14 protein-coding genes are annotated in these 12830 nt (G+C 64.7%); 5 read left to right on the forward strand and 9 right to left on the reverse strand.

The features are described 5' to 3' along the window. Positions 1-4: 4 nt before the first annotated feature. Together IP68_RS06855 and IP68_RS06860 are read right to left on the reverse strand one after the other, a co-directional pair. Positions 5-2128, reverse strand: coding sequence for a TonB-dependent siderophore receptor (locus IP68_RS06855; RefSeq protein WP_231683775.1), 2124 nt, complete (start codon positions 2126-2128; stop codon positions 5-7). Between the two features lie 139 nt (positions 2129-2267). After that, positions 2268-3770, reverse strand: a complete 1503-nt coding sequence (locus IP68_RS06860) for a lipopolysaccharide biosynthesis protein (RefSeq protein ID WP_054134200.1) — start codon at positions 3768-3770, stop codon at positions 2268-2270. A gap of 264 nt (positions 3771-4034) precedes the next feature. Between IP68_RS06860 and IP68_RS06865 the strand changes: the two genes are divergently transcribed. Further along, positions 4035-4310 (forward strand): hypothetical protein, encoded by a 276-nt coding sequence (locus IP68_RS06865; protein WP_054134201.1) that lies wholly within the window; start codon positions 4035-4037, stop codon positions 4308-4310. A 71-nt stretch (positions 4311-4381) separates the two neighbouring features. On the opposite strand, the gene IP68_RS06870 is transcribed toward IP68_RS06865, so the two are convergent. From IP68_RS06870 to IP68_RS06890, 5 genes are read right to left on the reverse strand one after another with little or no spacing between them, the layout of a single operon-like run. Beyond that, positions 4382-6163, reverse strand: coding sequence for a SulP family inorganic anion transporter (locus IP68_RS06870; RefSeq protein ID WP_054134202.1), 1782 nt, complete (start codon positions 6161-6163; stop codon positions 4382-4384). Positions 6164-6166: 3 nt separating this feature from the next. After that, the gene (locus IP68_RS06875) at positions 6167-7447 is read right to left on the reverse strand and encodes an FAD/NAD(P)-binding oxidoreductase (RefSeq protein WP_054134203.1); all 1281 of its coding nucleotides are present in this window, start codon (positions 7445-7447) and stop codon (positions 6167-6169) included. Positions 7448-7482: 35 nt separating this feature from the next. Beyond that, positions 7483-7893 carry a DUF6691 family protein gene (locus IP68_RS06880; RefSeq protein WP_054134367.1) on the reverse strand — a complete coding sequence of 137 codons (411 nt, stop codon included), beginning with the start codon at positions 7891-7893 and terminating at the stop codon, positions 7483-7485. Further along, on the reverse strand, positions 7890-8333 hold the full coding sequence (locus IP68_RS06885; protein ID WP_054134204.1) for a YeeE/YedE family protein: 444 nt from the start codon (positions 8331-8333) through the stop codon (positions 7890-7892). Before IP68_RS06885 ends, IP68_RS06880 begins: the two co-directional genes overlap by 4 nt. 11 nt (positions 8334-8344) lie before the next feature. Then, positions 8345-9262, reverse strand: coding sequence for an MBL fold metallo-hydrolase (locus IP68_RS06890; protein WP_054134205.1), 918 nt, complete (start codon positions 9260-9262; stop codon positions 8345-8347). Positions 9263-9366: 104 nt separating this feature from the next. Here IP68_RS06890 and IP68_RS06895 point away from each other — a divergent pair, with 104 nt between their 5' ends. From IP68_RS06895 to IP68_RS06910, 4 genes are all read left to right on the forward strand, one after another. After that, positions 9367-9996, forward strand: a complete 630-nt coding sequence (locus IP68_RS06895; protein ID WP_054134206.1) for a peroxiredoxin — start codon at positions 9367-9369, stop codon at positions 9994-9996. After that, positions 9993-10409 carry a metalloregulator ArsR/SmtB family transcription factor gene (locus IP68_RS06900; protein WP_054134207.1) on the forward strand — a complete coding sequence of 139 codons (417 nt, stop codon included), beginning with the start codon at positions 9993-9995 and terminating at the stop codon, positions 10407-10409. The genes IP68_RS06895 and IP68_RS06900 overlap by 4 nt, the downstream gene beginning before the upstream one ends. A gap of 142 nt (positions 10410-10551) precedes the next feature. Next, positions 10552-10719, forward strand: a complete 168-nt coding sequence (locus tag IP68_RS06905) for a YezD family protein (RefSeq protein WP_082382201.1) — start codon at positions 10552-10554, stop codon at positions 10717-10719. Positions 10720-10753: 34 nt separating this feature from the next. Continuing rightward, positions 10754-11524 carry a sulfite exporter TauE/SafE family protein gene (locus IP68_RS06910; RefSeq protein WP_054134209.1) on the forward strand — a complete coding sequence of 257 codons (771 nt, stop codon included), beginning with the start codon at positions 10754-10756 and terminating at the stop codon, positions 11522-11524. A gap of 46 nt (positions 11525-11570) precedes the next feature. Here IP68_RS06910 and IP68_RS06915 read toward each other — a convergent pair whose 3' ends face one another. Together IP68_RS06915 and IP68_RS06920 are read right to left on the reverse strand one after the other, a co-directional pair. Then, the gene (locus IP68_RS06915; RefSeq protein WP_054134210.1) at positions 11571-11855 is read right to left on the reverse strand and encodes a hypothetical protein; all 285 of its coding nucleotides are present in this window, start codon (positions 11853-11855) and stop codon (positions 11571-11573) included. A gap of 17 nt (positions 11856-11872) precedes the next feature. Next, positions 11873-12796, reverse strand: coding sequence for a hypothetical protein (locus tag IP68_RS06920; protein ID WP_156317963.1), 924 nt, complete (start codon positions 12794-12796; stop codon positions 11873-11875). Positions 12797-12830: the final 34 nt, after the last annotated feature.

A 12830-nucleotide genomic window follows, 5' to 3' on the forward strand; every position in this document is an offset into this window, starting at 1 on the left:
CTTCTCAAAAAGACACGCGCACCGCAACCGATGCCGCGCGCGGGCTTCCCGGCTGGACCCACAATTGGGCAAAGCTGTTGGTGTAGTAAGTGGTATTGAACAGGTTGGTGACATTGGCAATCACCTCGAGATTTTCCTGCAGCTTCCAGCTCGCAAACACCCGCGTCAGCACATAATCGGGCAGCTCGAAGGTGGTGGCGGTCTCGCCCAGCCTTTTGCCGACATATTGCACGCCGCCGCCAACGTTCAGCCGGGTGGTGCCGATGTCGAACCCGCGCGACAGCTGGATGTTGGCGCTGTGGCGGGGAATGTTGATCAGCCGGTCGCCCGAGCGGATCGCCAGGCCGAAGTTGAGATCGGTGACGTTGGCGCGCGCCTCGGCATCGACATAGGCATAGGACAGCCACAGATCGATATCGCCGGGAAGCTTGCCCGCAATGTCCACCTCAAGCCCGCGGCTGCGCGCCTTGCCGATGGGCAGCGAGAACCCCGGATTGCCCGGGTCTGCCGCCAGCACGTTGGACTTGGACAGGGTGAACAGCGACACCGTGCCTTCCAGCGCGCCGTCCAGCAGCCCGAATTTCGCGCCGACTTCGGCCGATTTCGATGTCTCCGGGTCGAACAATGTGCCCGCCGCTGTCGCGCCCAGATTGGCGCGAAAGCCCTCGCCATAAGCGGCGTAGAGCGACACCGCATCCGATGGGGTAAACACGATGCCGGCCTGCGGACTGAACCGGTTGTAGCTGCGGCTGGCGGCGACACTGTTGGCGCGGTTCAATGTCTCCACCGTGATGTCGTCGAAGCGTCCGCCAATGCGCAGTTGCAGGCTGTCGCTGAGCGTGATCTGGTCCTGAACATAGGCACCAACCGCGCGCTGCTGATCGAGCCGGTTGGTTTGCGGCCCGGGGTTGGGCAGCGGGAACCGTCCGTAAACAGGGTTGAAGATATCGATGTCGTTGCTGGCCTGCGCCGTGGTGGTCGCACCGATGACGGCAGGGCGGAAACGCAGGAACAGCTGCGAATTGTCGAACTCGTCATAATCCACCCCGATCAGCACCCGGTGGGACAGGCTGCCGGTGTCGAATTTGCCGGCCACTTCGCCGCGCAGTACGAAATGTTCGGCTTCATACAGGCGCGACCGGCGCTGGCGTGACAAGGATCGACCATCGCGGGCCAGTCGCTGGCGGCTGGCAACCAGCTCGGCCTCGGTGGAAAAGCCCTCCAGCCGGGTGTCTCGATACTGGCCGCCCAGCATGACACTCCAGTCATCCGAGAATTCGTGGCGGAGCTGGACCTGATGGCCGGTCGCATCGGCGTCGACCGGCCCATCGCCCGGCTCGCCCAGAAAACGCGAGCGCGGAACTAGCCCCAGCACGCCGCCGATCGCCGTGACGCCGCGATCGAAATCGGCCTCCTGCCGCGACAGCTCGAGGTCATAGGTCAGGGTGGTGCGTTCGCCGAGCCTGAACAGCACCGAGGGCAGAAAGCCCAGGCGCTCGCTGCGCACGGTGTCGCGGAAACTGCCGGCATTTTCGTAATACCCGATCAGCCGGATCGCGGCGACATCGCCGATCGCGATGTTGACGTCGCTGTCCGCTCGGCGGCGGTCGAAGCTGCCCGCCAGCGCGGTGATCTGGCCGCGGGTCTCAAAATCGGCGACTTTGGTGACGATGTTGACTGTGCCACCCGGCTCGCCGCGACCGAACAGCGCTGCGTTGGGCCCCTTGAGCACCTCGACCCGCTCGATCCCCGCAGCATCGCGGGTGCCGCCAAAGCCGCGCCCGCCATTGAAGCCGTTGACCAGATAGCCCGAGGGCAGGTTCTCGTCGCCCGCAAAGCCGCGCACCGCGTAAGAATCCCACAACCCGCCGAAATTGTTCTGGCGCGCCACCGATGCCGACAGGTCGAGCACATCCGCCAGCCGCAAAATCGCGTTCTGGTCGATGATCTCGGCGTCGATCTGGGTGATCGCCTGCGGCGTTTCGCGCAAGGCGAAGTCGCCGCGATAGGCCTGGCGCTGGCCGGTGACAACGATTGATCCGGCATCGTCCTCGGCCAAAGCCGGGGTCGTGATGGCTGCGGTGCCTGCCGCGATGGCAGACATGAAAGATATGACGCGATTGGCCATGATGTGCGATCCTGCTTGCAGAAGCGGCCCCCACCGATCGCCTCCGAGGCTCGCGTGATACAAAATATCATAACACGTGCAAGCAAAATTCGCCCGATGCACGTCTATGGCAGACGCAATGCGATGCCCCGCGAGGCTTTCAGGGGGTGTTTGCCTTGCGGGTGCGGAACAGCTCGCGGTCTTCCGGGCCGAAGCCGCGCCGCCAGATGATCCAGCCATAGACGCCGAGAATGGCGGGGATGCCGATCGCAAGCTCGGCCCATTCGGGCAGCTTGGTAAAGCCCCAGCCGACCAGCGATGCGACCGCCGCCGCCCATACCAGAGCCCAGCGCCAGCCATTGACCGGCGCGCCCAAAAGCTTGGAGAGCAGCCGCGCCTTGACGATTGAGGCAAAGCCCAGTGCCAGCGCGAGCGCTAGCGCGACGCTTGCCGCCTGAAACAGGGGGGGCAGGCCCATTGCCTGCGCGGTCAGGATCAGCGCGACGCTGAGCACCGCCTGCAGCGCCAGCATGGCCAGCGAGATCATCAGGTTGCGGTGCCGGGCGATGTAGATCAATGCGGCCTCGCTCACCGCTGCGGTGGCGGCGACGACCTCTGCCGCCAGCAGAAACGCCAGCGCCCCGGTGCCACCGACGAAATTGGGCCCGACCAGCCCCATCACGCCTTCTCCCGGAATGCCCAGCGCCAGCGCGACGCCGGTCTGCGCGGCGATGATCCAGAACCCCACCTGGCTGACCTGCCGCGCGATCTCGGTCAACTTGCCTTCCTGCAGGTTGCGCGTGATCACCGGGCCCAGGATCGGGTCGAAGCTGGTCTTGAGCTTCTGCGGCAGGCTGGCGACCTGTTGTGCGATATAATAGATGCCCACCACTGCGGGCGAAGCGAACAGCCCGAGCACGGCAAGGTCAAGCCGCCGGCTGCCCCACTCGATGGCGTCCGCGGCGGCCAGCGGTGAATTGCGCCGCGCCATCCGGGCCAGCTTCATCGGTTGGGGGCGCCAGCCCCAGGGCAGGCCATAGCTGCGCAGCATCGGCCAGATCGAGGCGACGAACGCCGCGGCCATCGATGCGATATATGACAGGATCAGGCCGTCCTGCGGCGTCCAGTAGAAGAAGATCCACGCGGTGATGCTGATCGTCCACGGCTCGATCACCGAGCGCGCGCGCACCGCAGAGGCAATGTCGAAGCGATAGGCCAGCGCCGCCAAAGCGATGTCGGATCCCGCCACGGCAAAGATGATCAGCGGCAGCAGCCGGTCGATCTCGCCTGCGGTGCTGTTGGGGAACATCAGTTCGGGAAACAGCATCAGCAGGATCACTGCAGCAGCCGAGGCGATGAAGCTGACCAGCAGCCCGTCTGCTACCACCTGCGCATGCGGCCGCGATGTGCGCGCCAGTTGCGCTGCGAGCCCGCGCTTGAGGCCGAGGGTGGCCAGCTGGGCTGCGAATTCGACCACCAGAATGGCATAGGCAAACCGGCCCAGCGATTCTGCGCCGTACAGCCGCCCGGCGATGAACAGGAACGGCAGGCGGGCGGCGAGCCGCAGCAGAAAGCCGAGGAAATTGGTGCGCCCGCCCTTGGCCAGCGCGGCGATGTCGCCATCGGCCTTGGCTGCGCGTTCGCCCTGTTCGGCACCGGACACAGCCTGTCCCGTCCCGGACACGGAATCCGGAAGCGATGGCTCGTGAGGCGGCGGTACTGATGTCAAAGTGGCGTTTCCAACCCCAAACCTGGTCATGCTCTAAAGCAGCTTTGATCCGCTTTGGCTAGCTTTGCGCTGACTGCGCCCAGCGGTGGGGTGCGCGCAAACGATGGACAGAAAAAATGCCATCCCGTGCAACCATCTGCAACGATGGTCGTAAATCCCGTCATGCGTCGTGCATGAAACAGGGTAGTGGAGCAAATTATGCGTAAACAGATTCTTACCGGCATCGCCAGCATCGGTCTCATCAGCCTGGCAGCTTGCCAGAGCGAACAGGCCGACCAGGTCGAAGATCAGGCAGAAGCCGAAGCTGATGTGATCGAAGACATGGCCGACCAGGCCCCGACCGAAGCGCAGGAAGACGCTCTCGATGCGCAGGCCGATGCCGTTGAAGATGCTGGCGAAGAACGCGCCAACCAGATCGACGACAATGGCGAAATCGCCCCGAGCGAAGTTCCGGGTGCAACCCCCAACCAGTAAACCTTCCCCTTCGAAGGTCGACGAACGGCGGCAAACCGAAAGGTTTGTCGCCGTTTTTCATGCGCCAAGGGTCAGATCAGCCCTCTGGCCGCCCAGGGGTCGTGGCTGGTTGCAGGTGTGTCTTCGTCGTCAGCCAGCACCAGCAGCGCGGCGAACGCCTTGTTCTGCGACAGCCATACCGTGCCGGTGAGGTCGCGCAGCAGATGCGATCGCTCGAGAGCGTCCATAACCGGGCCCTTGACCTCCGACAGGTGCAACTTGACCCCGGCGTCGGCGAGACGATGATTGATTGCCTCGATGCTTTCCAGTGCCGATGCATCGATCGCATTGACCGCAGAGCACATCAGGATGAGGTGCCGCAGTTTCGGGTGTTCGGCCACCTGTTCGAGCACGAATTCCTCGAGCCAGCGCGCGTTGAGATAGGTCAGGCTTTCGTCGATGCGGATCGTGAGGATGCGCGGATCGGTGAGCACCTGGTGCCGCCTGACGTTGCGGAAGTGCTCGGTCTCCGGCACCCGCCCGACGATGGCGGCATGCGGGCGCGATGCCCGCCACAGGAACAGCGCCAGCGAGAGGCCCACGCCCGCAATCACGCCGGGCTCGACGCCCGCCAGCAACGTCACCAGCACCGTGGCGGCCATCGCGGCGAAATCGGGCTTGGAATAATGCCAGATATGCTGCGGCGTCTTGAAGTCGACGAGGCTGAGCACCGCAACGATGATCGTCGCGGCCAATGTCGCGATCGGCAGTGAGGCGAGGAACGGGGTCAGGAACAGCGCGGCGATGGCAATGCCGATCGCGGTGAACGCGCCTGCTGCAGGGGTCTCGGCACCTGCATCGAAGTTCACCACAGAGCGCGCGAACCCGCCGGTGACCGGATAGCCACCGGTGAATGCGGCGGCGACATTGGCCGCGCCCAGCCCTATCAGTTCCTGGTCGGGATTGATCCGCTGGCGCTTCTTGGCCGCCAGTGTCTGCGCGACCGAGACGCTTTCGACAAAGCCGATGACACTGAGCAGCAGCGCGGGAATTGCAAGGCGCTGCCAAAGTTCGGTATCGAACAGCGGCACGGTGAACGGCGGCAGGCTCTGCGGGATCTGGCCGACGACCTTGACGCCCTGCGCTTCGAGATCGAGCAGCACCACCGCGAGCGTCGACACCGCAACCGCAGCGATCGGTCCCGCCTTGGCGGTCAGGTCCGCGGTGCGGGATTTCAGCCCCAGCTTGACAAGCAGCGGCTTCAACCCCTTGCGCACCCAGAACAGGAACGCCGTGGAGACAACCCCGATGATCACCGTGGGCAGGTTGGTGTTCGCAAGGTTGGCGATCAAAGTGCTGACCAGCTCGGGCATCGCCTCGCCGCTGGCCTTGACGCCGAGGATCGATTTCAGCTGGCTGGTCGCGATGATCAGTCCCGAGGCTGTGATGAAGCCGGAGACCACCGGGTGCGACAGCAGATTGGCCAGGAACCCCAGCCGCAGCACGCCCATGACGATCAGCATCGCGCCCGACAGGAAGGCGAGCACGAGGGCCGCCGTGATGAACTCAGCGCTTCCTGGCGGCGCGATGCTGCTCGCAGCGGTCAGCGTCATCAGCGAGATCACCGCCACGGGTCCCACCGCTAGCGCGCGGCTGGTGCCGAACAGCGCATAGGCAACGATCGGCAGAATCGAGGCATACAGGCCGATCTCGGGCGGAAGGCCTGCGAGCATCGCGTAAGCGAGGCTCTGCGGGATCAGCATGATGGTGACGATCGCGGCGGCAACCAGATCGTTGGTCAGGATCGTCCGGTTATAGCCCCGGCCCCAGTCGAGTACCGGCAGGTAGCGGGCAAAGGAGGAGGCCGGGCGCATCGATCAGCTGCCGATCATGTGCGGTTTGACCATCCATTCACGCCCTTTGAGCATCCCGTGCCAATAGACCGGCGGCAGGATGGTGTCCTTGAGCAGCCATGCCAGCCGCGAGGGCCTTGTGCCATCGATCAGCCACGTGGGGAAGCTTGGCAGCAACTTGCCGCCATAGCCGAACTCGGCGAGCACGATCTTGCCCGATTCCACGGTCAGCGGGCAGCTGCCATAGCCGTCATATTCGGCGACCGGAGGCTTGCCCTGCAAGGCGGCGAGCACATTGACCGCGACCACCGGCGCCTGCTTGCGCGCGGCGGCCATGGTCTTAGCGTTGGAGGCCGAGCACGCATCGCCCAGCGCGAAGACATTGGGATAATGAGTGTGGCGCAGCGTCGCCTCGTCGACATCGATGAACCCCGATGCGGCAGCCAGCGGGCTCGACCGCACGAAGTCGGGCGCGGTCTGCGGCGGCACGACATGGATCATGTCGAAATGCTCTTCCACCCGGGTCACCGTGTCGCCCCGCTTCTGTTCGAAGGTCGCAAACCTGCCGGGGCCATCGACCGCGACCAGCTTCGATTCAAAATTCAGATGCGCGTCGTAGCGCTGCACATACTCCATCAGCGCAGGAACATAGGCGGGAACACCGAACAGCACCACGCCTGCGGTGTGGAACTGTACGTCGATGCTGGGCAGCACGCCCGATTTCTCCCAGCGGGTGCACGAGAGGTACATCGCCTTTTGCGGCGCGCCCGCGCACTTGATCGGCATCGGCGGCTGGGTGAACAGCGCACGGCCGCCGCGCAGTGCGTCGACCAGCTGGCGAGTATAGGGCGCAAGATCATAGCCGTAGTTCGAGGTCACGCCATGATGGCCGAGCGCATCGCGCAGCCCGGGGATCGCATCCCAGTCGAGCTTGATGCCGGGGCACGCGACCAGCACGCGATAGTGCACATCGCTACCGTCTGCCAGGATCACGCGGTTGTCCTGCGGCGCAAAGCCGCTCGCCGACGCGCGGATCCATTTGACGCCATCTGGCATCACCGAGGCCTGCGAGCGGCGTGTCACCTGCGCATCGAAGATGCCGCCGCCGACCATCGTCCAGCCGGGCTGGTAATAGTGCACCTCGGAGGGCTCGATGATCGCGATGTCGAGCCGGGAGTTGCGTTTGAGCAGGCTGGCGGCAGTCGCGATGCCCGCGCTGCCGCCGCCGACGATCACGATGTCGAAGGTTCTGGTTGCCCCAGGCACCAAGGGTGCGGGCGAGGTGGTCTGGGTGGTGATCGGCATGCTGCTCTCCCGTCCCGCACGCTGGCGGAGTGTCGTTATCGTATCGCGAACCTGTGCACCGCCATGCCCGCCAGCATTGCGGCGATGAACATCGCGGCGGGCGCAGGGGCAATGGCAAGGTCGGCGATGGCAGGGCCGGGGCACAGCCCGCCGATCCCCCAGCCCGCGCCGAAGATCAGCCCGCCGATCGCCAGCCTGGGGTCGATTCTGTTGGTGCCAGGCAGATCGAACCGGCTGGCCGCGACCGGTGCGGCCATCCGCCGCTGGACCACCCAGGCGATCGCCATCGGGATCATCGCGCCGCCCATCACAAAGGCGAGCGTCGGGTCCCAGGCGCCGAACAGATCAAGGAACGCCTGCACCCGCTGCGGATCGGCCATGCCCGAGACGGCCAGCCCCGCACCGAAGATCAGCCCTGCGGCCAGCGCGATTGCGGTCTGTTTCACAGCCATCCTCCCACGCGCAGCAGGGCGACGGTGGCAAAGCCGCTGGCCATGAACATCGCGGTCGCAAAGATTGATCGCGGCGACAGGCGCGACATGCCGCACACCCCGTGCCCGCTGGTGCAGCCCGACCCCAGCCGGGTGCCGAAGCCGACCAGCAGTCCGCCAATCAGCAGCGGCCACGGGCTGGCGGGGAATGTCGTCGCCACGCCGCCCAGCATCGTGCTGACCAGCAGTGCCCCAAGGGGCAGGCCGATGATGAACGCGATGGCGACGCTGCGCGGTGCGCCGCCAGTCGAGATCCCCGTGGCGCGCGCGGCAAGCCCGCTGACGCCCGCGATCCGGCCCAGCGCCAGCAGCATGATCGCGGCGGACAGGCCGATCATCAGCCCGCCCGCCAGCCCCTGCAGCGGCATCGCATCGGGAAAGCCCGGAAGCATCATGCCCGTTCCGGTCACAGCGCGTTGAGCGGGATCTTGAGGTAGCGCACGCCGTTGTCCTCGGGCTCGGGCAGATGCCCTGCGCGCATGTTGACCTGCACCGAAGGCAAAATGAGCCGCGGCATGTCGAGTGTAGCATCGCGCGCTTCGCGCATCGCGACGAACCCATCCTCGGTAATGCCTTCATGCGCGTGGACATTGTGCGCGCGCTGCTCGGATACGGTCGTCTCCCATACGAAATGGTCGCGACCTTCGGGCAGGTAGTCGTGGCACATGAACAGCCGGGTATCGCCGGGAAGCTCGAGAATCCGGCGCAGCGAGCGAAACAGCGTGCGCGCATCGCCGCCGGGAAAATCACAGCGTGCGGTGCCGTAATCGGGCATGAACATGGTATCGCCGACGAACGCCGCATCGCCGATGACGTAGGCGATGTCCGCGGGTGTATGGCCGGGAACATGCAGCACGGTCACGTCCAGATTGCCGATCTTGAAGTGATCGCCATCGTGGAACAGCGCATCGAAATCGCTGCCGTCGCGCTCGAATTCGGTGCCGGCGTTGAACAGCTTGCCAAAGACGTTCTGCACCAGCGTGATCGATGCGCCGATGGCGATCTTTCCGCCCAGTTTCTGCTGCAGATAGGGCGCGGCAGACAGATGGTCGGCATGCGCGTGCGTCTCGAGCATCCAGTCGATCGCAAGCTCCTTCTCCCCGACATAGGCGAGGATCGCATCGGCCGAAGAGAAGGAGGTGCGACCCGAGGCGGGGTCATAGTCCAGCACGCTGTCTATCACTGCCCCGCGCAGGGACTCGGGATCGTGGACGACATAGGACACGGTGTTGGTGTCCTTGTCGAAAAAGGCCTTGATCACCGGCACGCCGGCCTGGGCGGCGGCAATCTGTGCGGTGGCGGTGGCGAGGGCGGAGTCGGACATGGGGAATCCTCTTCAAATTCATATTTACATGAAATATGTAAGTGAGTAATGTCGCATCGTCAAGCCAATTGATCCGGCCCCTGCAAATGTGAGATGGCGAACGCATGACCCTGTCCCAGATTCCCGCTCGCGCGGTCCGCATCGGCGATCTCGCGCCGGATTTCACTGCCCGAACGACCCAGGGTGAAAGGGCGCTGCGCGATTATCGCGGCCAGTGGCTGCTGTTCTTTTCGCACCCGGCGGATTTCACGCCGGTCTGCACCACGGAATTCATCGGCATCGAGCGCGCCGCGGACCAGTTCAGGGACATGAACTGCGCGCTGCTGGGGCTGTCGGTCGACAGCCTCTATGCGCACCACGCCTGGCTTCGCGCGATCCAGCAAAGCTTCGGTGTCGCGATCAGCTTTCCCGTGGTCGAAGATCCTTCGATGGCGATCGGCCGGGCTTATGGCATGATCGATGATACCGCCCAGAGCAGCGCGGCGATGCGGTGCAGCTATGTGATCGATCCCGAAGGGGTGGTCCGCGCGATCACGGTGTACCCGCACAATGTCGGCCGATCGGTGGCAGAGATGCTGCGGCTGGTGGCCGCCCTGCAGCGCGCCGACGATGGCATCGTGATGACTCCCGAAGGCTGGCGTCCGGGCGATGACCTGCTGCATGCGCCCGACCCTGAAGCGATGCCCGATAGCAGCGCCGCCGACTGGTTCTGCCGCACGGTGCCGGCATCATGACCGCGATCTACCAGAGCCGCGCGCGGGCCGAGGCGATGACCGAGAAGTTGCGCGCCTATGCCCAGCCGCAGCGGCTGATGATCCTGTCGTGCCTGCTCGAAGGCGAGAAGACCGTGGGCCAGATAGATGCGGCTACCGGCATCGGCCAGCCCGCGCTCAGCCAGCAGCTTGCCGAATTGCGCCGCACCGAACTGGTCCGCACCCGCCGCGAGGCCAAGCAGGTCCATTATTCGCTCGCGGACGAAACGGTCGGGCTGTGCGTGCGGACAATGGAGGCGATGATGGGCGGGCATGACGATCCGTCGGCGGCGCTGCACCGGGCGTTGAATGCACCGGTCCTATCGGAGTCTGCTGCCGCAGACGCCGGAGCGCGCGTCCCGCACGGCGCGGCAGGCTTTGCGCGGATCGGCTGACCACCTCCGGGCAGAGGCAGGGTCATAGAGAAGGCCGATAGTTTTTCTATCTTGGCAACTGAATTGGTAGAGAATAACCCTGTGGCTGCGGGCCATGCTTCATGCAGCCGGTCCGCACCAGACGTTACAGGAGTTTTGCCTCATGCCTCCTTCCAGTCCCACAGGCGCCGCCGAGCCGGTTCGATCCCCGATCCCGCTTTCGGCCATTGCCGACACCATTTCCAGGCTGCGGTTCGGCGCGGTCACCCTGACCGTCCATGACGGCAGGCTCGTCCAGATGGATGTCACCGAACGCCAGCGTTTCTCCTGAACCTGCGGCCCTCATGCCATGAAAGGGACCGCATGTGCCGGACCTTGGAATACTGAATCCCGCCGATATCTGGCCTTTCATCCTGGCGGGTTTTGCCGCGCAGATGGTGGATGGTGCATTGGGAATGGCGTTCGGCGTCATCTCCAGCACGCTGCTGGTCTCGGTGCTGGGAGTGCCGCCTGCGCAAGCCTCGGCAGGCGTGCATCTGGCCGAGGTGTTCACCACCGGCGCGTCGGGGCTCAGCCACGCCTGGCACCGCAACATCGATTGGTCGCTGTTTGCCAGGCTGGTGGTGCCCGGTGTCGTCGGCGGGGTGCTGGGGGCTTATGTGCTGTCGAATATCGATGCGGGCCTCGCCCGGCCGCTGGTGATGGCGTATCTCGCGATCATCGGCGCGATGCTGCTCTATCGCGCCTGGCGCTTTCCTCCGCACAAGTTCGACGACCCCAGGGTCGTCGCGCCGCTGGGGCTGGCGGGCGGATTCCTCGATGCGGCAGGTGGCGGCGGCTGGGGGCCGGTGGTCACGTCCAACCTGCTGATCCAGGGCAGCGAACCGCGCAAGACCATCGGCACGGTGAGCGCGTCCGAGTTCTTCCTCACCGTCTCGATCTCGCTGACCTTCATCCTGACCCTGGGCTTCGAGGCGTTCACCAAGGCAACCATCGGCCTGCTGATCGGCGGCGTGCTCGCCGCCCCGTTCGGCGCGATCCTCGCCAAGAACGTGCGCCCGCGCATCCTGCTGTTCATGGTCGGCGCCGTACTGACGCTGACCAGCGCGTTCAGCATCTGGAAGGCGCTGGTGTAAAGGGCAGGGGGGGGCCTTGTGCCGACGCGGCAAGCAGATCGAAGCGTCAGCCCCGCCGGAACGCGGCAAGTTTCATCGGTTCGCCGCTGATGACCGCCTCGCCCGTGGTGATCAACTCGGCTCCACCCGGAGCCGGCGGAACGGTATCACCGATCATCGGCAGCAGAACGAGCGAGTCGATGGCCGGTGGCTCGTCCCCCAGTGTCGCCAGCGTGTAATTGTCGATCACCTCGAATGCGGTCAGCGCACCCCACCATTGCTCGTCGTTGCGCATGGCAAGCTCGAGCTGGCCGAGCGAGTGGCGCGAATGATATTTGAGATCTGTTGCCATGGTTCCATCTCCTGTCGTCAAGGTATGCCCAGCTGCGATTTCACGTTGGCGACCTTCGCGGCCCGATCTGCCGTCTTGCAGTAGTCGCTGTTGAGTTTTGCCCCGATCTGATCGCGCAATTCGATTTCGGACAGGCCGTCAGGCAGGTTGAATTGGGCGGCGAGCAGGTCGCGATTGTCGGTCGCGATCGCTGGATCGCTATTTCGCGTCGCGACGAGGATGGCGCGCAACTCCCGGGTCGATGCCTGCACGTCCTCGACGACGTCGCATCCGGAGGTCGCCTTGTCGAGGCGCAGTTCGGCGTCGTTCTTGGCGGTCACGGCCTGCCTGGTAATCTTGGAAATCGCCAGCGCGAACGAACCAGCGCGCTGCAAGGCTGCGATGTCTCCGATCGCCAGAGGCAACGGATAGCTTTCCACGTCGCGCTGCATCGCCTGAACGAGCACCAGCCGCCGCTTTGCGCGCTCCTCTTCCATCGCCGCGAACATCGCAGGCAGCGACTGGTTGAAGAACAGGTTCTTGTCGAAGCTGCTGCGGGCGCCAGTGAACGCAGCAATGGCAGCGGCAAGCGGTCCGACCTCGTCCGCCTCTGCCACAGACGCAACTCCGGTCAGTCCCAGAAGCGCCAGGTCGAAGCCTATCGCACTGGTGCGACTTTCGGAATCTGCGCTGGTCTGGAAGTCGGCATATTGGGCATCGATGGCATTCATGTAGAGCGTGATGACCAGATCGCGATATTGACGCTGGGTGAGTCCACCGCGATCGCGAGCGTCGGCGCTGTGATAGGCTGCGATCGCATCTGGCCAGCTATAGGGTTTGAGACTGGCGAGAATGTCCTGCGTGGAGACAACCGGCTGTTGCGCCGAACGCAGGCTGGTGCACCCCGTCACCAGCATCGCGCCCAAGGCGCACGCCAATAAAGCTGTCTTGCCCCGTGTCATCGCATCTGCCCCCGCTGTCTGGATACGTCCAGTT

It is taken from the genome of Blastomonas sp. AAP25 (assembly GCF_001295965.1).
Classification (GTDB): domain Bacteria; phylum Pseudomonadota; class Alphaproteobacteria; order Sphingomonadales; family Sphingomonadaceae; genus Blastomonas; species Blastomonas fulva.

Bases quoted from the DNA above. Each gene is read 5' to 3' on its own strand.
- IP68_RS06870 (WP_054134202.1), bottom strand. From the start codon at position 6,163: ATGCGCCCGGCCTCCTCCTTTGCCCGCTACCTGCCGGTACTCGACTGG.
- IP68_RS06865 (WP_054134201.1), top strand. From the start codon at position 4,035: ATGCGTAAACAGATTCTTACCGGCATCGCCAGCATCGGTCTCATCAGC.
- IP68_RS06920 (WP_156317963.1), bottom strand. From the start codon at position 12,796: ATGACACGGGGCAAGACAGCTTTATTGGCGTGCGCCTTGGGCGCGATG.
- IP68_RS06895 (WP_054134206.1), top strand. From the start codon at position 9,367: ATGACCCTGTCCCAGATTCCCGCTCGCGCGGTCCGCATCGGCGATCTC.
- IP68_RS06905 (WP_082382201.1), top strand. From the start codon at position 10,552: ATGCCTCCTTCCAGTCCCACAGGCGCCGCCGAGCCGGTTCGATCCCCG.
- IP68_RS06875 (WP_054134203.1), bottom strand. From the start codon at position 7,447: ATGCCGATCACCACCCAGACCACCTCGCCCGCACCCTTGGTGCCTGGG.
- IP68_RS06885 (WP_054134204.1), bottom strand. From the start codon at position 8,333: ATGATGCTTCCGGGCTTTCCCGATGCGATGCCGCTGCAGGGGCTGGCG.
- IP68_RS06900 (WP_054134207.1), top strand. From the start codon at position 9,993: ATGACCGCGATCTACCAGAGCCGCGCGCGGGCCGAGGCGATGACCGAG.
- IP68_RS06855 (WP_231683775.1), bottom strand. From the start codon at position 2,128: ATGGCCAATCGCGTCATATCTTTCATGTCTGCCATCGCGGCAGGCACC.
- IP68_RS06915 (WP_054134210.1), bottom strand. From the start codon at position 11,855: ATGGCAACAGATCTCAAATATCATTCGCGCCACTCGCTCGGCCAGCTC.
- IP68_RS06890 (WP_054134205.1), bottom strand. From the start codon at position 9,262: ATGTCCGACTCCGCCCTCGCCACCGCCACCGCACAGATTGCCGCCGCC.